This window comes from Streptomyces sp. NPDC053076 (assembly GCF_044546845.1).
Lineage (GTDB): Bacteria > Actinomycetota > Actinomycetes > Streptomycetales > Streptomycetaceae > Streptomyces.
The window spans coordinates 338,977-357,689 of record NZ_JBITZL010000008.1; the positions used below are offsets into that span (position 1 = coordinate 338,977).

22 protein-coding genes and 1 riboswitch are annotated in these 18,713 nt (G+C 72.4%); of the genes, 10 read left to right on the forward strand and 12 right to left on the reverse strand.

Going from position 1 to position 18,713, the window contains the following annotated elements:
- Positions 1-44 precede the first annotated feature (44 nt).
- The 8 genes from ACIGYR_RS30110 to ACIGYR_RS30145 all read right to left on the reverse strand — a co-directional run bounded on the left by ACIGYR_RS30110 (position 45) and on the right by ACIGYR_RS30145 (position 7,256).
- Entirely contained in the window at positions 45-1,640 is a 1,596-nt protein-coding gene (locus ACIGYR_RS30110) for an alpha/beta hydrolase (RefSeq protein WP_399604968.1), read from the reverse strand.
- 241 nt (positions 1,641-1,881) lie between these two features.
- Positions 1,882-2,640, reverse strand: a complete 759-nt coding sequence (locus ACIGYR_RS30115; RefSeq protein ID WP_399604966.1) for an urease accessory protein UreD — start codon at positions 2,638-2,640, stop codon at positions 1,882-1,884.
- A complete protein-coding gene (gene ureG / locus ACIGYR_RS30120; protein WP_391843402.1) occupies positions 2,637-3,314 on the reverse strand; it encodes an urease accessory protein UreG in 678 nt (225 codons plus the stop codon). Before ureG ends, ACIGYR_RS30115 begins: the two co-directional genes overlap by 4 nt.
- Before the next feature lie 412 nt (positions 3,315-3,726).
- On the reverse strand, positions 3,727-4,401 hold the full coding sequence (locus tag ACIGYR_RS30125; protein WP_391843400.1) for an urease accessory protein UreF: 675 nt from the start codon (positions 4,399-4,401) through the stop codon (positions 3,727-3,729).
- 10 nt (positions 4,402-4,411) lie between these two features.
- The gene (locus tag ACIGYR_RS30130; RefSeq protein WP_391843398.1) at positions 4,412-6,133 is read right to left on the reverse strand and encodes an urease subunit alpha; all 1,722 of its coding nucleotides are present in this window, start codon (positions 6,131-6,133) and stop codon (positions 4,412-4,414) included.
- Positions 6,126-6,437 carry an urease subunit beta gene (locus ACIGYR_RS30135; RefSeq protein ID WP_399604964.1) on the reverse strand — a complete coding sequence of 104 codons (312 nt, stop codon included), beginning with the start codon at positions 6,435-6,437 and terminating at the stop codon, positions 6,126-6,128. The genes ACIGYR_RS30130 and ACIGYR_RS30135 overlap by 8 nt, the downstream gene beginning before the upstream one ends.
- Before the next feature lie 9 nt (positions 6,438-6,446).
- Positions 6,447-6,749 carry an urease subunit gamma gene (locus tag ACIGYR_RS30140; protein WP_399604962.1) on the reverse strand — a complete coding sequence of 101 codons (303 nt, stop codon included), beginning with the start codon at positions 6,747-6,749 and terminating at the stop codon, positions 6,447-6,449.
- Positions 6,750-6,977: 228 nt separating this feature from the next.
- Entirely contained in the window at positions 6,978-7,256 is a 279-nt protein-coding gene (locus ACIGYR_RS30145; protein ID WP_391843394.1) for a type II toxin-antitoxin system Phd/YefM family antitoxin, read from the reverse strand.
- An 86-nt stretch (positions 7,257-7,342) separates the two neighbouring features.
- On the opposite strand from ACIGYR_RS30145, the gene ACIGYR_RS30150 reads away from it, so the two are divergent.
- The 3 genes from ACIGYR_RS30150 (at position 7,343) to ACIGYR_RS30160 (ending at position 9,342) form a co-directional block, all read left to right on the forward strand.
- Complete coding sequence (locus tag ACIGYR_RS30150) at positions 7,343-7,978, forward strand: ATP-dependent Clp protease proteolytic subunit (protein WP_399604960.1); 636 nt, start codon at positions 7,343-7,345, stop codon at positions 7,976-7,978.
- A 7-nt stretch (positions 7,979-7,985) separates the two neighbouring features.
- Positions 7,986-8,291 carry a hypothetical protein gene (locus tag ACIGYR_RS30155; protein WP_391843390.1) on the forward strand — a complete coding sequence of 102 codons (306 nt, stop codon included), beginning with the start codon at positions 7,986-7,988 and terminating at the stop codon, positions 8,289-8,291.
- Between the two features lie 341 nt (positions 8,292-8,632).
- A riboswitch (cyclic di-AMP (ydaO/yuaA leader) is annotated at positions 8,633-8,865 on the forward strand.
- A gap of 3 nt (positions 8,866-8,868) precedes the next feature.
- Positions 8,869-9,342, forward strand: a complete 474-nt coding sequence (locus ACIGYR_RS30160; protein WP_391843388.1) for a C40 family peptidase — start codon at positions 8,869-8,871, stop codon at positions 9,340-9,342.
- A 243-nt stretch (positions 9,343-9,585) separates the two neighbouring features.
- Here ACIGYR_RS30160 and ACIGYR_RS30165 read toward each other — a convergent pair whose 3' ends face one another.
- Positions 9,586-10,044: an ATP-binding protein gene (locus tag ACIGYR_RS30165; protein WP_391843387.1), complete on the reverse strand. Its 459-nt coding sequence runs from the start codon at positions 10,042-10,044 to the stop codon at positions 9,586-9,588.
- A 212-nt stretch (positions 10,045-10,256) separates the two neighbouring features.
- Here ACIGYR_RS30165 and ACIGYR_RS30170 point away from each other — a divergent pair, with 212 nt between their 5' ends.
- A complete protein-coding gene (locus tag ACIGYR_RS30170) occupies positions 10,257-11,117 on the forward strand; it encodes a helix-turn-helix domain-containing protein (RefSeq protein ID WP_399604957.1) in 861 nt (286 codons plus the stop codon).
- 9 nt (positions 11,118-11,126) lie between these two features.
- Positions 11,127-11,348 (forward strand): DUF397 domain-containing protein, encoded by a 222-nt coding sequence (locus ACIGYR_RS30175; RefSeq protein ID WP_399604956.1) that lies wholly within the window; start codon positions 11,127-11,129, stop codon positions 11,346-11,348.
- Positions 11,349-11,405: 57 nt separating this feature from the next.
- Here the strand turns inward: ACIGYR_RS30175 and ACIGYR_RS30180 are convergent, their stop codons facing one another.
- Positions 11,406-12,533, reverse strand: coding sequence for an 8-amino-7-oxononanoate synthase (locus tag ACIGYR_RS30180; protein ID WP_391843381.1), 1,128 nt, complete (start codon positions 12,531-12,533; stop codon positions 11,406-11,408).
- Between the two features lie 147 nt (positions 12,534-12,680).
- On the opposite strand from ACIGYR_RS30180, the gene bioB reads away from it, so the two are divergent.
- The 4 genes from bioB to ACIGYR_RS30200 all read left to right on the forward strand — a co-directional run bounded on the left by bioB (position 12,681) and on the right by ACIGYR_RS30200 (position 16,934).
- Positions 12,681-13,952 (forward strand): biotin synthase BioB, encoded by a 1,272-nt coding sequence (gene bioB / locus ACIGYR_RS30185; protein ID WP_399604954.1) that lies wholly within the window; start codon positions 12,681-12,683, stop codon positions 13,950-13,952.
- Positions 13,945-15,225, forward strand: coding sequence for an adenosylmethionine--8-amino-7-oxononanoate transaminase (locus ACIGYR_RS30190; protein ID WP_391843377.1), 1,281 nt, complete (start codon positions 13,945-13,947; stop codon positions 15,223-15,225). Before bioB ends, ACIGYR_RS30190 begins: the two co-directional genes overlap by 8 nt.
- A gap of 1 nt (position 15,226) precedes the next feature.
- On the forward strand, positions 15,227-15,943 hold the full coding sequence (gene bioD / locus ACIGYR_RS30195) for a dethiobiotin synthase (RefSeq protein WP_399604951.1): 717 nt from the start codon (positions 15,227-15,229) through the stop codon (positions 15,941-15,943).
- A gap of 298 nt (positions 15,944-16,241) precedes the next feature.
- Positions 16,242-16,934, forward strand: a complete 693-nt coding sequence (locus ACIGYR_RS30200; protein WP_399604949.1) for a class I SAM-dependent methyltransferase — start codon at positions 16,242-16,244, stop codon at positions 16,932-16,934.
- 124 nt (positions 16,935-17,058) lie between these two features.
- Here the strand turns inward: ACIGYR_RS30200 and ACIGYR_RS30205 are convergent, their stop codons facing one another.
- Together ACIGYR_RS30205 and ACIGYR_RS30210 are read right to left on the reverse strand one after the other, a co-directional pair.
- Positions 17,059-17,433, reverse strand: coding sequence for a fic family toxin-antitoxin system, toxin component (locus ACIGYR_RS30205; RefSeq protein ID WP_391843371.1), 375 nt, complete (start codon positions 17,431-17,433; stop codon positions 17,059-17,061).
- 102 nt (positions 17,434-17,535) lie between these two features.
- Positions 17,536-17,778, reverse strand: a complete 243-nt coding sequence (locus tag ACIGYR_RS30210; RefSeq protein ID WP_391843369.1) for a toxin-antitoxin system HicB family antitoxin — start codon at positions 17,776-17,778, stop codon at positions 17,536-17,538.
- 120 nt (positions 17,779-17,898) lie between these two features.
- Here ACIGYR_RS30210 and ACIGYR_RS30215 point away from each other — a divergent pair, with 120 nt between their 5' ends.
- Positions 17,899-18,711 (forward strand): ABC transporter ATP-binding protein, encoded by an 813-nt coding sequence (locus ACIGYR_RS30215; RefSeq protein ID WP_391843368.1) that lies wholly within the window; start codon positions 17,899-17,901, stop codon positions 18,709-18,711.
- Positions 18,712-18,713: the final 2 nt, after the last annotated feature.

Below are 18,713 nucleotides of genomic sequence, written 5' to 3' on the forward strand. Positions count from 1 at the left end.
GCGGCCGGGTGGTCCGGCCGCCCCTCGTCACCGTGGCGGTGCGGTCAGGGCTTGGGCGTGGCGTGCGGGGTGCAGGTCACGTCCTTGCCGTCGAGCGTGCCGTCGATCAGGTAGGCGTCGACGCGCTCGTTGATGCACGGGTTGACCAGGCCGGTCACTCCGTGGGAGCCCGCGTCCCTCTCGGTGATCAGGCGGGAGCCCTTGAAGCGCTTGTGCAGCTCGACGGCGCCTTCGTAGGGGGTGGCGGCGTCACGGGTGGACTGCACGATCAGCACCCGCGGCAGGCCCTTGTGGGTCTTGACCTCGACCGGGGTGTGCTGCTTCGCGGGCCAGGTGGCGCAGGGCAGGTTCATCCAGGCGTTGGCCCAGGTCATGAACGGGTACTGCTGGTTGAGCCGGGTGTTGTCCCGGTCCCACTTCCGCCAGCTGGTGGGCCACTTGGCGTCGGCGCACTCGACGGCCGTGTAGACCGCGTTGCCGTTCTCCGAGGCGATGTTGCCGGCGGTGTCCGACAGGTCCGGGGAGGCGGCGTCGATCAGCGCCTGGGTGTCACCGGCGTAGTACTTGCTGAAGGCCGTGGCGACCGGCACCCACGCGGAGTCGTAGTACGGCGCGCTCTGGAAGAAGGAGATCAGCTCGGCCGGGCCGACGACCCCGCCGAGGGGGCTCTTCTTCGCGGTGGCACGCAGCCCGAGCCACTTGTCCTGGACGGCGGCGCGGGTGGTGCCGAGGTGGAAGGCGGCGTCGTTGGCGGCGACCCAGTCCTCCCAGTCCTTCCAGCGGCCCTCGAAGGCGATGTCCTGCTTCAGGTTGGCCTCGTACCAGATGTTCTCGCGGGCCGGGTCGACCACGCTGTCCACGACCATGCGGCGCAGGTGCCCCGGGAAGAGGGTGCCGTAGACGGCGCCGAGGTAGGTGCCGTAGGAGACGCCGAGGTAGTTGAGCTTCCTCTCGCCCAGCGCGGCGCGGATGACGTCCAGGTCGCGGGCGGTGTTCGGCGTGGTCATGTGCGGCAGCATGGCGGCGCTGCGCTCACCGCAGCCCTCCGCGTACTCGCGGGCCAGCTTGCGCTGGGCGGTCTTGTCGGCCGTGCTGTCCGGCACCGGGTCGGCCTTGGGCGCCTTCACGAACTCCTGCGGGTCGACGCAGGAGATGGGCGCCGAGTGGCCGACGCCGCGCGGATCGAATCCGACGAAGTCGTACGCCTTGGCGACGTTCGCCCAGACGGGGTTCTTGCCGGTGACCCGGGTCGGGAAGCGCAGGCCCGAGGCGCCGGGTCCGCCCGGGTTGTAGACGAGCGCGCCCTGACGTTCCTTCTTCGTGCCGGTGTTGCCGATGCGGTCCACGGCGAGCTTGATCTGCTTGCCGTACGGGTGGGCGTAGTCGAGCGGCACGCTGACCCAGCCGCACTGGATGGGCTTGGCCAGCCCCCAGTCGGCCGGGCAGTCCTGCCAGTGGATGCCGGCCCTGGCGGCCCGGGCGGCCGCTGTCGCGGCGCCCTTGGCCTCTCGGTCCGGACCGGGCCGGGAGGTGGCGCCGGCCATGGGCGCCGACACCGCCCCGGCGATCAGGGTGGCGGTGACGAGTACTCCGGCCGAACCGAGCGCCAGCAGGCTGCTCTTCGGTTTGTTCTCCCTCAAGTGGGCCCCTCCCCGAACCTCGCTGAGTTGTCAGACGGGGATCCTTCCGGCTGTGAGCCCGCTGAGAACAGGGGTTGCCACCCGAATTTACCAATCCGATAACCGGACGATCATGTCCCGCTGAGCGAATCACCCGCGCGTCGTGCCATGATGTGCCGCCCTGCGTCGGCGGCGGCATCGTGTGGAGTGCGCCCACACGGCACAGCCGCACCTGGACACGGCCCCCGCCCTTTCTCGGCGCTCAGCCGAGCCGGGTCAGCGCCTCGTCCAGCAGCCGCCGCAGCCGCAGGGCGTCCGGGGCGACGGCGCTGACGAGTACGGCGGGACCGGCGAGCGGAACCAGCGCGGCGCACTCCCCCAGCATCTCCGCGGCCGGCTGGTGTTCGACGAACTCCGGCTTGACGACCACCAGTTGCCCGACCGCCCGGTGGCCGGCGAGCACGGCCGGCCCGTCCCAGCCGCCAGGTGCGCCGGGCCCGCAGGCCAGCTCCTGGTCCAGCAGGGTGCGGTCGGCGGACCGTACGGTCAGCCGGCTGGTGAGCCGCCCGGGCTGCTCCCCGGACCGGCCCAGCACCTGCTCCTCGCGCAGCACGAGGCGGGCGCCGGCGCCCAGTTCGGCCCGGGTGGTGACACGCAGATCGCTGCCGTCGGCCGAGATCAACTGCTCGGGCAGCCAGCGCAGTTCGGCGCCGCCGGCGACCTCCAGCCGTACGTCGTAGCGGGCTTCTCCCTTGGCCTGCCCCGGTAGCGCGATGGTGGCGGCGGCCGACCCGACGTGCAGCCGGGCGCCCTCCTCCACCCGGGCTCCCAGCGTGAAGCGGTCGCCGCCGAGCGGGCCGCTCATCGCGCCGACGAGCATGACCTTCGCCTCGGATCCGCTCGACCGGGTGCGGCGCGGCGCCAGCGGGCCCTCGCCGTCCAGGACGGGCAGGGCCGTACCGCCGCGCCCGTCGGCGCGGGCCACGATCCGGGCGTTCGCCCGGACTCCGGTGAGGGTCATGCCGTCCACGCGGCGAGCCGCCCGCGCACCCACGCGGCCACGTCGGAGACCCCGGTCGTGCCGCGCAACGACTGGAACACTACGGGGAGTTCGGCACGCTGGGCCTTGGCGTCGGCGGCCATCCGGGCGAGGTCGGAGCCGACGTACGGGGCGAGGTCGGTCTTGTTGACGACGAGCAGGTCGGCGGTGGTGACACCGGGGCCGCCCTTGCGCGGGATGTCGTCACCGCCGGCGACGTCGATCACGAAGATCTGGGCATCCACGAGCCCCTTGGAGAAGGTGGCGGTGAGGTTGTCGCCGCCGGACTCGACAAGGATGAGGTCCAGCGGGCCGACCGCGTCCTCCAGGTCCTCGACGGCTTCGAGGTTGGCGGAGATGTCGTCGCGGATCGCGGTGTGCGGACAGGCGCCCGTCTCGACGGCGGTGATCCGCTCGGGCGGCAGCACGGCCTCCCGGAGCAGGAACTCGGCGTCCTCACGGGTGTAGATGTCGTTGGTGACGACCGCGAGGGAGAGCTGGTCGCGCAGCGCCCGGCAGAGGGCGGCGACGGTGGCGGTCTTGCCGGACCCGACGGGTCCGCCGAGCCCGACGCGCAGGGCCCGCCGGGTTCCGTCGGGACGGCGGGCGTCGGCACTGACGGCGGCGGGCCCGGGGTGGGTGTGGTCGAGGTGCATGTACGGCTCCAGTGTGAGTGGCCCGGGGCAACAGCCCGGCCGGGCGTCCGAGGACGAGGCCGATCAGGCCGACGGGGGGCCAGGGGGCGGCCGGCCCCCGGCGGGGTGAAGGGGCCGAGCCCCGGGACAACGGGACGGACAGGGGCGGCGGGGCCCCCGGACGACGGGACGGGTGGGGACGGCGGGCGGCGGGGCGCAGCCCTCGGACGACGGGACGGGTGGGGGCGGCGGGCGGCGGGGCGCAGCCCTCGGACGACGGGACGGGTGGGGGCGGCGGGCGGCGGGGCGCAGCCCTCGGACGACGGGACGGGTAGAGGCGGCGGGGCGCAGCCGCCGGGCGACGGGACGGATGGGGACGGCGGGGCGCGAGCCCCGGACGACGGGACGGGTCGAGGTGGGGCGGCGGCACCGCTCAGGATGCGAACAGCCGTACCGGCCAGGCCGCGTGCCACTCCGCACCGACCTCCAGCAGCGGCCCGGACGCCGCCGGCAGCGCGTCGACGCCCTCGGCGCGCACTCTGCGTGCCGCCGCCACGGCGCGGTCCGCCACGCGGTCCTGCTCCGGTGCCAGCCGGGCCATGACTCCGGTCGCGTCGAACGGGTTCAGGCTCAGCAACCGCACGGTGGCCGTCGCCGGCCCGCTCACGCTCTCGTACACCGCGCAGTGGGCCGCGTCCTCGGGCGCGAGTCCGGCCGCGCGAGCGGCGAGGCCGAGCACGACCGGCTGATGGGCGCCCTTGGGGAACACGCGGGCCACGGCGTCGAGTTCGTCCGACGGCCAGCTCGCCCGGGCGGCCCGCAGCAGCTGCCGGCCCAGGCGCCGCGCAGCGGTCCGCAGGGCCGGCGACGGGGTACGGGCGTCGGCCGCCGCGTCCAGCTCACCCGGGTCGGCGCCGAGGACGGCCGCCGCCGCGAGCGCGCCCGCGACCAGTCCGGCGGTGTGCAGCCGGCCCCGGCAGAACGCCTCCAGGCTCGCGGCGTCGGTGATGCGGCCCGCCTTGACGGCGGCCTCCGCCCCACCGGAGTGCGCGTGGCCTCCGGCGGGGAAGCGGCCGTCGGCCAGGACGAGCAGTGCTGCCCTTGACATGACACCGCCCTCAGAAGAGGAAGTAGCGTTGGGCCATGGGCAGGTCCGCGGCCGGGGCGGCCTCGACCAGTTCGCCGTCGATGTGCACGGCGAAGCTGTCGGGGTCGATCCGGACGTCCGGCCGGGCGTCGTTCTCGCGCATGTCGGCCTTGGTGACCGCGCGCGTGGACTCGATCGCCGCGAACCGCTTGCCGAGTCCCAGGCGCTCCGGCAGCCCGTCCTCCAACGCCAGCCGGCTCACGAAGTTGACCGAGTTGGCGGCCGGGGCGCGGCCGATCGCACCGTACATCGGGCGGGGCAGGATCGGCTGCGGGGTGGGGATGGAGGCGTTGGCGTCGCCCATCTGCGCGTAGGCGATCTGGCCGCCCTTGATGACGAGGAGCGGTTTGACCCCGAAGAACGCGGGCTCCCACAGCACCAAATCGGCGAGTTTGCCGGCCTCCACGGAGCCGGTCTCGGCGGCGAGGCCCTGGGCGAGCGCCGGGTTGATCGTGTACTTGGCGACATAGCGCCGGACGCGGTGGTTGTCGGCGCGGCCGTCGCCGGGCAGCGCGCCCCGCCGGCGCTTCATGACGTGGGCGGTCTGCCAGGTGCGCAGGACGACCTCGCCGACGCGGCCCATGGCCTGGGAGTCGGAGGAGATGATCGAGATCGCCCCGAGGTCGTGGAGGACGTCCTCCGCGCCGATGGTGGACGGCCGGATCCGGGACTCGGCGAACGCCAGGTCCTCGGGGACGGCGGGGTTCAGGTGGTGGCACACCATCAGCATGTCGAGGTGTTCCTCGGTCGTGTTGACGGTGAACGGCCGGGTCGGGTTGGTGGAGCTGGGCAGGACGTTGGCCTGCGAGACCACGGTCATGATGTCGGGTGCGTGGCCGCCGCCGGCCCCCTCGGTGTGGTACGAGTGGATGCCCCGGCCCGCGATGGCCGCGAGGGTGTCGCCGACGAAGCCCGCTTCGTTCAGGGTGTCGGTGTGGATGGCGACCTGGATGCCGGTCCGGTCGGCGACGGTGAGCGCGGCGTCGATCACGGCGGGCGTGGAGCCCCAGTCCTCGTGCAGCTTCAGGCCGACGGCGCCGCCGCGGATCTGGGAGAGCATCGCGTCGTGGCTGACGGTGTTGCCCTTGCCGAGGAAGCCGACGTTGACCGGGTACGCCTCCATCGCCTCCAGCATGCGCGCCAGGTGCCAGGGGCCGGGGGTGACGGTGGTGGCCTTGGAACCCTCGGCGGGGCCGGTGCCGCCGCCGACCAGCGTGGTGACGCCGGAGGCCAGTGCCTCGTCGGCGACCTGGGGGCAGATGAAGTGGACGTGCGCGTCGATGGCGCCGGCGGTCAGGATGCGCCCGTTGCCCGCGATGATCTCCGTCTCGGGGCCGATGACCAGCTCGGGGTGGACGCCGTCCATGGTGTCGGGGTTGCCGGCCTTGCCGAGGGCGGTGATCCGGCCGTCGCGGATGCCGATGTCGGCCTTGACGATGCCCCAGTGGTCGACGACGACGGCACCGGTGATCACGGTGTCGGGGGTGCCCTCGGCCCGGGTGGCGCGGGACTGGCCCATGGACTCGCGGATGACCTTGCCGCCACCGAAGACGGCTTCGTCCCCGGACGCGCCGGGCCCGCCGGAGCGGTCCTCCTCGATCTCGATCAGCAGGTCGGTGTCGGCGAGCCGGATCCGGTCCCCGGTGGTGGGCCCGAACAGGTCGGCGTACGCCCCGCGGGAGATCTCAGGCATCGAGGGCACCTCCGGTCTCGCCGCGCAGGCCGGGCACGATCCGGGCGCCGGTCAGCGGCACGAGTTCGATCTCCACGGGGATGCCGGGCTCGAAGCGGACGGCGGTGCCGGCCGCGACGTTCAGCCGCTTGCCGCGGGCGGCGGCACGGTCGAAGTCCAGGCCGGGGTTGGCCTCGGCGAAGTGGTAGTGGGAGCCGACCTGGACGGGGCGGTCGGCGGCGTTGAGGACGATCAGACGGGTGACGTCACGACCGGCGTTGAAGTTGACGGGGTCCTCCGCGAACAGGATCTCTCCGGGAATCATCGCGGGGCCTCAGATGATCGGCTCGTGGACGGTGACGAGCTTGGTGCCGTCCGGGAAGGTGGCCTCCACCTGGACGTCATGGATCATCTCCGCGATGCCGTCCATGACGTCGCCCCTGGTCAGGATCTTGCGACCGGAGGACATCAGTTCGGCGACGGTGCGGCCGTCCCGCGCGCCTTCCAGGATGTGCGACGTGATGAGGGCGACCGCTTCTGGATGGTTCAGCCTGAGTCCACGGGCCCGGCGCTTCTCGGCGACGTCGGCCGCCACGTGGATGAGCAGCCGTTCTTGTTCGTGCGGGGTCAGTTGCACGTCCCACCTCACAGTCCTCGCTCCGGACCGTGCGGGGTCCGGTTGCCGCAGCCACCGCGACGGGGGTAGGTGTAACACACAGACAAATCCCCGGATCATCCGCGAATCCGGGTGGAAAAACCCCTGGTGGCGTGGATCGGCAGGCTAGAGCGCCGGAGTTTCAACGACGTTAAACCAGCCCTTGGTCCCCCCATGACCGCCCGATGGGCTCCCGCAGAGACGGGCGGTTCAGGAGGTGCCGGGCCGGCGGTGCTCCGCGGCGATCCCGAAGCGCTGTTGTCCGCGCGGCACCGAACCGGACTCGCGCACCCCGGACACCGAGCTGATGATCTGCTCCTCGGCCTGGCCGTCCAGCGCGTCGAGCCGCTCCAGGTCGGCGGCCGAGACCAGCGCGACCAGCGGCTTGCCGTGCCGGGTCACGACGACGCGTTCACCGCCGTACACCACCCGGTTGATCAGGTCGGCGAGTTCAGCCCTGGCTTGCGTCACCGGAATCTCATAGGCCATGACTCCATTCTAACGTCACGTACGTCCTGTACATTTTTTACAGAAGTCGAGCCCACTGGGGCCTCGTCATGAGGAGGCGCATGTCCATGACCCGATCGTTCGCCCGCCATGTCCTGCCCGAGTTCACCGAGCGCACCGGAGCCGCCGTGCGCACCCTCGATCCGTACGCGAAGCTCTTCGAGGACCGGATCGTCTTCCTCGGCAGCCCGGTCGACAACGCGGCGGCGAGCGACGTGACGGCCCAGCTCATGTACCTCGAACACGCCGCCCCGGACCAGGACATCACCCTGTACCTCAACTCGCCGGGCGGCTCCTTCGAGGCCATGGCGGCGATCTACGACACGATGCAGTACGTCAGTTGCGACGTGGCGACCTACTGCCTGGGGCAGGCCGCGGCCTCGGCCGCGGTGCTGCTCGCGGCCGGCGCCCCGGGCAAGCGGTTCACGCTGCCCGGCGCCCGGATCGTGATGGAACAGCCCTCGCTGCCGGAGCCGGTGCGCGGCCAGCCCAGCGACCTCCTCATCCAGGCCGAAGAGTTGTCCCGGGTCCGCGGGACGCTGGAGGAGATGCTCGTCCGGCACACGGGGCGCACGGCCGAGCAGGTCCACGAGGATCTGGAGCGTGACCTGGTCCTGGACGCCTCCGGGGCGCTCGCGTACGGACTTGTGGACGGCATCGTGCCCAGCCGCCGGGACACGCCCGGCGCACCGGACGCGAGGTGAGCCACCCATGCTGCCGGAACTTCCACCGCTGCCCGCCCTGACCCGCGCCGAGGGCGAGCTGGTCGACCGTTACCTGGAGGCGATCGACCTGCTGGGGCGCATCAACCCCGCCAGGCACGGTGACACCTACGCCGGACTGCGTGCGGCCCAGGCCCTGGTGCGCAAGGCGGCAGAGCTGCGGGACGCGCTCGCGCTGATGCACCGGCGGGGCGAGACGGAGCTGCACGGGGACACGCTGGCACGGGCGCTGCGGGTGCTGGACGGTGAACGCCGCGCCGCTCGCGTCGCGCTCCCGACCGACGGCGTGGGCTGAGGCGGACATCCGGCGGGACCGTCGGAACCCGCGCGTCGACACGCGTCGTTCGGACCGGACTTGAAACGGCCCGAACGACGTACCGCCGACCGGTGGACATCCTGATCGTTTTCCGGGGCTCCCGAGTTGCGCAACGCGCGGGTTCGTGTGTCGCCGGACGACCCCTTTCCCCAGGTCCGGGGCTACGTCCGGGAATTGACGGAAGCTCGAACAGAGCAGTGTCCACCCGAACGGGCGAGTGGTGAGTAACGCCACAAATCCACGGTTCCGTTGGGATTTTCTGACAGTCGTGCGTCAAGATCCCTGTCTGACGACAAGCCCCCGCCACCGCGGCGGGGCGATCCGGGCGGACGCCGAGTCCTGCCGCCGCCCGGATGACCGGTCGACAGGAGTGGATCGGCAGGAGTGGAGGACCCAGGCAAGGCGGGTCACCGGAACGGATGTCCGTCTGTTCGACACAGACGGAACGGACGCTCCCAGCGACCCTTGGGGTGAAGCCGTGGCAACGCGGCCGGGCAACTTCGCCAGCCCGAATCCGACAGGTCATCCTTCACAGGCGGCTGACGAAGGGTTGCGCATGACTGCGCTCAATCGTGTCCCGTCGCTGATGGCCCGGGCCGGCACGGCCTCGGCTCTCACCCTCGCCGCCGTGGGCGGCTCGATCGCGGTGCCCGGCCTCGCCACCGACGCCTCCGCCGCGACCATCGCGACGAAAGCACTCAAGGTCGCGGCCTCCAAGAAGGGTGCCCCGTACAGCTGGGGCGCCAGCGGACCGCGCAGGTTCGACTGCTCGGGGCTGACGCTCTACTCGTTCAAGAAGGCGGGCAAGAAGCTGCCGCGGACCGCCGCCCAGCAGTACAACAAGACCCACCATGTCTCCTCCCGCAGCCGCAAGGCCGGCGACCTGGTGTTCTTCCACTCGGGTTCCAGCGTGTACCACGTCGGCATCTACGCCGGCCACGGCAAGATCTGGCACGCCCCGAGGACCGGGGACGTGGTCAGGCTCCAGAAGATCTGGACGAAGAGCGTGTGGTACGGCCGGGTGAGCTGACCCGCCGCGAGGCCAGGAGCGGCTCCAGCAGCCGGGCCGCTCCCAGCGCCGCCGGCGCCGCTCCGGCGCCCGCCTGGAGCCCACGGGCGGCCCCCCGGGGGCGTGCTGCCGCTGGACACTTCTCGACCGCCGGAGGCCCTCCGCTGCCGCCGGCGGTCGAGCGCGTTCCGCCGGGCGCGTCGCGACGTACGGCTGTCGGTCGCGGACCACGACCCGCCGTTCAGGTCACCGCGGCACCCGGGGCTACTGCTCCTGCGGTCGTCCCGCTGGGACCGGTGCCGCCGGGAGCGCCCAGGGGAGTTCGATGGAGACCGTCTTGCCGCCCTCACGGGTGGGGCGGATGCGGAGTCTGCCGCCGCACTCCGCCGTGAGGCAGCGGATGATGACCATGCCGCGCCCGTTGTCCTGCTGGACGGCGGCGGGCAGTCTCTTGGGGAAGCGGGGATGGCTGTCCGTGACGCCGATGCGCAGGTGTTCGTCATGGTGCAGCGCGATGTCGACCGTGAAGGTGGGTGACTGACCGAAGGTGTGCTGTACGGCGTTCGTGGCGAGTTCGGAGACGATGAGGCGGACGGTGTCGGCCGCTTCCGTGTCCGACGGCAGGCCCCACTCCACCAGGGTGCCCACGACGTAGGAGCGGGCGGCGGAGACCGAGGCGGGATCGCTCGGCAGGGTGACGGATGCTTCCAGATGGTCTGCCATGGCGACGTCGTCCCTTTCCCGCGGGACCGCGGTCCGACATACGGCGGAGGGTTCGAGTACGGTCCCGGACTGGTGCTTGCCCGCCAGACTGCCATCACCGGGCCGACACGGGGTGCGATCCACCAAGATATGCATATATCTGTCGCTCGAAGCGGTGAACTCTGCGACGCGAGACCGTATTTGGTCGGCCCATAAGGAGTAAGGAAGAGCCTATGCAGAACGGTCCGGCAGTGCGGCGTCGCAAACTGGGCGCCGAACTGCGCACGCTGCGTACCGGCGCCGGGCTCACGAGCGGTGAGGCGGCCCGGCTGGTCGGCTGGCACCAGTCGAAGGTGAGCCGCATCGAGACCGGCGCCAGTGGTGTGAAACCGGCCGATCTGCGGTTACTGCTCGACGCCTACGGGGTGCGGGACAGACATCTGCGCGAGTTGCTGCTGATGCTGTCGGGGTCGGACGACACCGGCGGCCGGCACCGCTGGTGGCACGCCTATCGCGGGGTGCTGCCGCCGACCTACCGCGACTTCATCAGCCTGGAGTCGCAGGCGAGCGCGATGCGCACCCTGGAGACCACGGTCGTGCCCGGCCTGCTGCAGACCCCCGAGTACGCCCGCGCGGTGACCCGGGCGGCGGTGAAGGACCTCGACGAGGACCGGCTGGACACGCTGGTGGAGGTGCGTCTGGCCAGGCAGGACGTACTGCGTTCGAACCCGCCGCTGGTGCTGAGCGCCGTGCTGGACGAGGCGGTGCTGCGCCGCGAGGTCGGCGGTCCCGGGGTGATGGCCCGGCAGCTGGAGCGGCTGATGGAGGCCGCCCGCCTGCCCCAGGTGCGGCTCCAGGTGTTGCCCTTCGCGGCGGGAGCCCATGTCGGCCTCACCGGGCCTTTCGTTATTTTCTCATTTCCGAGCACTTCTGATCTGGACGTAGTTGTTGTCGACCAGTTGACGAGTAGCCTCTACCTGGAACGGAAAGAAGACCTGATGACCTACTCCGAGGCCTTCAGCACTCTTCAGTTCCATGCCCTTTCCCCCCAGGAATCGTTGGACTACATCGCCGGGATAGGTGACGGCGCGTAAGGAGGCACCATGTCAGCTCTGCCTCGGAACGTCCCTGCCAGTATCGATCTGAAACACGTGCGCTGGCTGCGCAGCAGCTACAGCACGGGAGCCAACAACTGCGTGGAGACGGCCCGGCCGCACTCCGGACCCGCGGCCGGGCTGCTCGCCGTGCGCGACTCGAAGCTCCCCACCGGACCCGCGCTGCTCTTCTCCCCCGCCAGCTGGGCGGGCTTCGTCACCACGCTCTGATCGAAATCGATCAAATTCTCTGCACACTCGTGCGACACACGGCCGTGTCACGCCGACTCATGGTCGCGTTTCGCCGATGACTCGTACAGCGCGTTCGATCTCGGCCCCGGTGAGGTCCGCGCGGGCGGTCAGCCTCAGCCGTGAGATGCCGTCGGGCACGGAGGGAGGACGGAAGCAGCCCACGGCCAGGCCCGCCGTCCGGCAGTCGGCCGCCCAGCGCACCGCCTGCTCCGGGGAGGGTGCCCGCACGGAGACCACCGCGGCGTCCGGACGTACCGCCTCCAGACCCGCGGCGGTCAGCCGCGCGTGCAGGTCCGCGGCCACCTCCCGGGCGCGCGCCGCCCGTTCCGGCTCGCGCTGGAGCAGCCGCAGCGCCGCCAGCGCGGCACCTGCCGCCGCCGGTGCCAGACCCGTGTCGAAGATGAACGTCCGGGCCGCGTTGACCAGGTGGTCGATCACCCCGGCCGGACCGAGCACCACCCCGCCCTGGCTGCCCAGCGACTTGGACAGGGTGGCGGTGACCACCACGTCGTCGGCGCCCGCGAGCCCGGCCGCGTGCGGCGCGCCCCGGCCGCCGTCGCCCAGCACCCCGAGCCCGTGGGCGTCGTCCACCACCAGTCCCGCGCCGTGCTCCCGGCACGCCGCGGCCAGCGCGGTCAGCGGCGCCCGGTCCCCGTCCACGGAGAACACCGTGTCGGAGACGACGATCGCCGCCCCCTCGTGCGTGCCGAGCGCCTTGCGCACGGCCTCCGGGTCGGCGTGCCCGACCACCTGCGTCCCGCCCCGGGCGAGCCGGCAGCCGTCGATGAGGGAGGCGTGGTTGCCCGCGTCGGACACGATCAGCGAGCCGTGCGGGCCGAGCGCGGTGACCGCGGCCAGGTTGGCGGCGTACCCGGAGGAGAACACCAGGGCCGCCTCGAAGCCGCAGAACGCGGCCAGTTCCCGCTCCAGCTCGACGTGCAGCCCGGTGGTGCCCGTGACCAGCCGGGAGCCGGTGGAGCCGCCGCCCCACGTCCGCGCGGCCTCGGCCGCTCCCCCGGTGACCTCGGGATGGCGGGCCAGGCCCAGGTAGTCGTTGCTCGCCAGGTCCAGCAGCGGCGAGTCGGCGGGGCGTGGACGCAGGGTCCGTACGAGTCCGGCGCGGCGGCGCGCCTCGGCCTGCTCGTCGATCCACCCGAACGCCATGGGTCCTCCGGTGCTTTTGTAGGTAGCGGACAGACCCTAGCGGTACGACCAGCCACCCAGTGTGTGGCAATACCCACACGGTGAACCGCCTCTGTTGTGCGAAGTCTCCTTGGCCCGGGACGGTCCCGTAGGACAGGATCGGACCTCATGGACCTGCTGAACACGCTGGTGGACAAGGGGCTTCGGCGCGAGCTGCCGACCCGCGAGGAAGCGCTCGCCGTGCTGGCCACCTCCGATGACGATCTGCTCGACGTGGTGGCCGCGGCCGGAAAGGTGCGCCGGCACTGGTTCGGGCGACGGGTGAAACTCAACTATCTGGTCAACCTCAAGTCCGGTCTGTGCCCGGAGGACTGCTCCTACTGCTCCCAGCGGCTCGGCTCCAAGGCCGACATCCTGAAGTACACCTGGCTCAAGCCGGACGAGGCGTCCGAGGCCGCCGCCGCGGGCCTCGCGGGTGGCGCCAAGCGGGTCTGCCTGGTGGCCAGCGGGCGCGGTCCGACGGACCGGGACGTGGACCGGGTCTCGCAGACCATCAAGACCATCAAGGAGCAGAACGAGGGCGTCGAGGTCTGCGCGTGCCTCGGCCTGCTCTCCGACGGCCAGGCCGAGCGGCTGCGCGAGGCCGGCGCCGACGCCTACAACCACAACCTCAACACCTCCGAGTCCACGTACGAGGACATCACCACCACCCACACGTACGCCGACCGGGTGGACACGGTGCACAAGGCGCACGCGGCCGGTCTGTCCGCCTGCTCGGGTCTCATCGCGGGCATGGGCGAGACCGACGAGGACCTCGTCGACGTCGTGTTCTCGCTGCGTGAGCTGGACCCGGACTCGGTGCCGGTGAACTTCCTGATCCCGTTCGAGGGCACCCCGCTGGCCAAGGAGTGGAACCTCACCCCGCAGCGCTGCCTGCGGATCCTGGCGATGGTCCGGTTCGTCTGCCCGGACGTGGAGGTCCGCATCGCCGGCGGTCGTGAGGTCCACCTGCGCACCATGCAGCCGCTGGCGCTGCACCTGGCCAATTCGATCTTCCTCGGTGACTACCTGACCAGCGAGGGCCAGGCCGGCAAGGCCGACCTGGAGATGATCGCGGACGCCGGCTTCGAGGTGGAGGGCGCCGACCAGGTGACGCTTCCGGAGCACCGCGCCGGGGAGACGGGCGGCTGCGGGTCGCACGCGAGCACCGGCTGTGGCTCGCAGGCCGACGCGGGCTGCGGGTCGCACGCCGACGCGGGCTGCGGCTCGCACGAGGGCGGCGGCGTGTGCGGTTCGGCGGCCGTCGCTCCGAGCGCCGCCACGGCGGCCGTTCCCCCGGGCGCCGGCACGGCCACCGTTCCCGCGGCCGGTGAGGCGCGCACCGATCTCGTCGCCGTACGCCGCCGGGGCGCCGGAACGGATCTCGCCCCCAATGCCTGACCTCGGGGTGCCGGAGCTGCTGGAACTGGACCGGCGCCATGTGTGGCATCCGTACGGCCCGATGCCCGGGCAGGTGGAACCGCTCGTCGTGGAGGCGGCGAGCGGCGTCCGGCTGCGGCTGGCGGACGGCTCCGGTGAGCTGGTCGACGGCATGTCGTCGTGGTGGTCGGCCATCCACGGCTACAACCACCCGGTCCTCAACGAGGCCGCGCGCGGGCAGCTGGGCCGGATGAGCCATGTGATGTTCGGCGGGCTCACGCACGAGCCGGCCGTCCGGCTCGCGAAGCTCCTCGTCGACATCTCGCCGGACGGTCTGGAACACGTCTTCCTGGCCGACTCCGGTTCGGTGTCCGTCGAGGTCGCGGTGAAGATGTGCCTGCAGTACTGGCGCTCGATCGGCCGGCCGGGCAAACAGCGGCTGCTGACCTGGCGCGGCGGCTACCACGGTGACACCTGGCAGCCGATGTCGGTGTGCGACCCCGACGGCGGGATGCACGAGCTGTGGACCGGCGTGCTGCAGCGCCAGGTGTTCGCGGACCCGCCGCCCGCCGAGTACGAGGAGTCGTACGCGGAGCAGCTGCGCGAGCTGATCGCGCGGCACGCGCACGAGCTGGCCGCGGTGATCGTGGAGCCGGTGGTGCAGGGCGCGGGCGGGATGCGCTTCCACTCCCCCGCCTATCTGCGGGTGCTGCGCGAGGCGTGCGACGCGCACGACGTCCTGCTGGTGTTCGACGAGATCGCCACCGGCTTCGGCCGCACCGGCGCGCTCTTCGCGGCTGACCACGCGGCCGTCACACCCGACGTCATGTGCGTGGGCAAGGCGCTGACCGGCGGCTATCTGACGATGGCGGCCACCTTGTGCACCGCGCGGGTCGCCGACGGCATCTCGCGGGGCGAGGTGCCGGTGCTCGCGCACGGCCCGACGTTCATGGGCAACCCGCTGGCGGCCGCCGTGGCCCACGCCTCCGTCGAACTGCTGTTGGGGCAGGACTGGCTCTCCCAGGTCAAGCGGATCGAGGCGGGTCTGCGGGAGGGCCTGGCGCCGGCGCTCGATGTTCCCGGGGTGCGGGACGTCCGCGTGCTGGGGGCCATCGGGGTCGTTCAGCTCGACCACGCGGTCGACATGCGGGCGGCCACGGACGCCGCCGTGCGGGCGGGCGTGTGGCTGCGCCCGTTCCGCGACCTGATCTACACGATGCCGCCGTACGTCACCTCGGACGAGGACGTGGCACGGATCGCGCGCGCGGTGTGCGCCGCGGCACGGGAGGGATGAGATGCCGGTACTGGTGATCACGGGAACGGGCACGGAGGTCGGCAAGACCGTCACCACCGCCGCCGTCGCCGCCGCGGCGCTCGCCGCCGGGCGTTCGGTGGCCGTGCTGAAGGCCGCCCAGACGGGTGTGGGGCCGGACGAGCGCGGGGACGCGGACGAGGTCGCGCGGCTCGCCGGCCCGGTCACGGCCGACGAACTCGCCCGCTTCCCCGAACCGTTGGCGCCCGGCACGGCGGCCCGGCGGGCCGCCATGGCGCCGGTGCACCCGCACGAGGTGGCCGAGCGGGCCGCCAAGCTGGCCACCGAGCACGATCTGGTGCTGGTGGAGGGGGCGGGCGGGCTGCTCGTCCGGTTCGACGCGGCCGGCGGCACCCTGGCCGACGTGGCCCGGCTGCTGGACGCGCCGGTGCTGATCGTCGCGCAGGCCGGGCTCGGCACCCTGAACACCACGGAGCTGACGGCCCGCGAACTGCGCCGCCGTGAGCTGGAGTTGGCCGGCATGGTGATCGGCAGCTGGCCCGACGACCCCGATCTGGCCGCCCGCTGCAACGTGACCGATCTGCCCGAGGTCGCGGCCGCCCCGCTGCTCGGGGCGCTGCCGGCCGGGGCCGGAGCGCTGCCGCCCGCCGAGTTCCGCGCGGCGGCGCCGGGCTGGCTCGCCCCGCGGCTGGACGGGACCTGGGACGCGGAGGCGTTCCGGGTGCGCGCGGCGCCGTAGCCCTGCCCGGGTGACGAGGTGAGACGCCGTCACCCACCCCGCGCCTCGGTCAGAGTGGGTGACCGCCACACCCCTCAGCGGTGGTGTCACCCACCCCGCGGCATCTCCGGGTACGTGACCATCACGCCCCCCGGCGGTGGTACGGCGCGCATGTCACCCACCCCGCGGCATCTCCGGGTGGATGACCGTCACGCCCCCCAGCGGTGGTACGGCGGGGGCACGGCCGGAGTTCGGTGGGGTGCGCCGAGGTGTCCCGGGGGACACTCTCCCCAGGGCGTCCTGTCCAGGGAGGTTTGCCATGCGGCTGTTGTCCACCCGTTCCGGCCAGGTGGCGCGGGGGTCCGTCCACCATCCGCTGTTCGCCCGCTACTACGCCCGGATCAGCGTCGGCGCCGAGTCCCGGCTCGGGATGGCCGGGGTGCGGGAGCGGCTGCTCGCCGGGCTGTGCGGGCGGGTGATCGAGATCGGTGCGGGCAACGGGCTGAACTTCCGGCACTACCCCGGGGAGGTCGCGGAGGTCGTCGCGATCGAACCGGAGCCGGTGCTCAGACGCCTGGCGCTGGAGGCCGCGCTGCGCGCCCAGGTGCCGGTGGACGTGGTGCCGGGCGCGGCGGAGGCGCTGCCGGTCAAGAGCGAGGCGTTCGACGCGGCCGTGCTGTCGCTGGTGCTGTGCAGTGTGCGGGATGTCGCCCGGGCGCTCGGCGAGGTACGGCGGGTGCTCCGGCCCGGCGGCGAGGTGCGCTTCTTCGAACACGGGCAGGGCGGCGGCCGGATGATGACGCTGACCCAGCACGCCCTGGACCGTACCCTGTGGCCGGTTCTCAACGGCGGCTGCCATCTGTCCCGGGAGCCGGTCGCCGCGCTGCGCGAGGCCGGATTCCGCCTCGGACCGCACCGGCGCGTGCTGCTGCCGGAGCGGGGACCGGTGCTGCCGACCTCCTACTGCGCGCTCGGGGTGGCCTGGCGGCCGGACCAGCCGGACGAGCGCTGATCAGCCCGGTGCCGCCGACCTCCTACTGCCCGCTCGGGGTGGCCTGGCGGCCGGACCAGCCGGGCGAGCGCTGATCAGCTGCTTTGGCGCAGCTCGCGGCGCGATGCCGTCGACGCCGCGCTGATCAGCTGCTCCAGCGGCGCAGCTCGCGCGCGATGTCGTCGACGCTCGCCGCGCCGTCCTTCACCAGCCGGGCGAGGTCCCGCACCTGCTCGGGTGTGGTGGCCACCTTCTCCCCGCCGGCCACCAGATAGGCGTAGGCGACCGCGGAGGCGAACAGCGCGTTGGAGCGTTCCAGCGCCGGTACGTGGATCAGCAGCTGGAGCAGGGATGCGGCACGGGCCTGCGGGGTGTCGTAGACCGGCACGCCGAATATCTCGGCCCGGTGCCGGGCGACGGCGGCGACCAGCGCACCCCAGTCGGTGACCTGGGGGTCCCCCGGGGTCTTCTGTTCGGCGAGCATGAGGAGCCAGGCGAGGTCGATGCTGAGTTCGTTCAAGGGACCGGCTCCGGGAGAGCGACTTCAAGAAAGCGGTTACGGGAAAGCGGTTACGGCGGATCACCCCTCGGGAGAGCGGTCCGGAGGGACGAGCCGCACGGCTCAGCGGCGCTCGTCCCCCACGCCGGTGCCGCGGGCCTCGCCGAACTCCTCGCTGAACACGGACTCGTACTGCTTCATGAAGTCGGCGGCGGCCTCGACGAAGGTGCGGCCCGCCTCCCCGGCGTCCTGTCTGACCAGCTCTTCGATGTAGCGGTTGACGCTCATGCCGCGGGCCAGGGCGCGCTCCCGGGCGGCGCGGGCGGTGTCCTCGTCCACGCGCACGTTCAGCTGGGTCTTCGCCATGTCTCGACGCTAGCGCCGCGACGCTAGCGTCGGCAAGGGCGCACGGATGCGCTGCGCCGGGTCCCGGCTGTCCCTTACGCTCGCCCCGGGACGGGGAGTACAGGCGACCGGGAGGCGGCCTTGTCGACAGCTGCTGCGCAGCACGCACCCGGCCGCGCGCCGGACGGCGGGATCGCGGCCCGCGCCCGCGGGCTGACCAAGGCGTACGGCTCCGGTGAGACGGCCGTGCTCGCCCTGGACGCGGTGGACGTGGACATCGCGCGGGGCCGGTTCACCGCCGTGATGGGCCCGTCGGGCTCCGGCAAGTCCACGCTCATGCACTGCCTCGCCGGACTCGACACCGTCTCGGCCGGTCAGGTGTGGCTGGGCGGCACCGAGATCACGGGGCTGCGCGAGCGGGAGCTGACCCGGCTGCGACGGGACCGGATCGGGTTCATGTTCCAGTCGTTCAACCTCATCCCTACGCTGACCGCGGCGGAGAACATCACCCTGCCGATGGACATCGCGGGCCGGAAGCCCGACGAGCGGTGGCTGGAACAGGTCATCGACACCCTCGGGCTGCGCGACCGCCTGGGGCACCGCCCGGCCCAGCTCTCCGGCGGCCAGCAGCAGCGGGTCGCCTGCGCGCGGGCGCTGGCCTCCCGGCCCGAACTGATCTTCGCCGACGAGCCGACCGGCAACCTGGACTCGCAGGCCGGCCTCGAGGTGCTCGGCTTTCTGCGCGGCGCCGTGGACGATCTCGGCCAGACCGTCGTCATGGTCACGCACGACCCGGGTGCCGCCGCCCACTCCGATCTGGTGCTCTTCCTCGCCGACGGGCGGATCGTGGACGAGATCCCAGAGCCGACGTCGGAGGCGGTGCTCGAGCGGATGAAACGATTCGACGTGGGCCGGAGACCGTCCGGCGACGGACGCGCCGCCCAGGAGGGCTGACC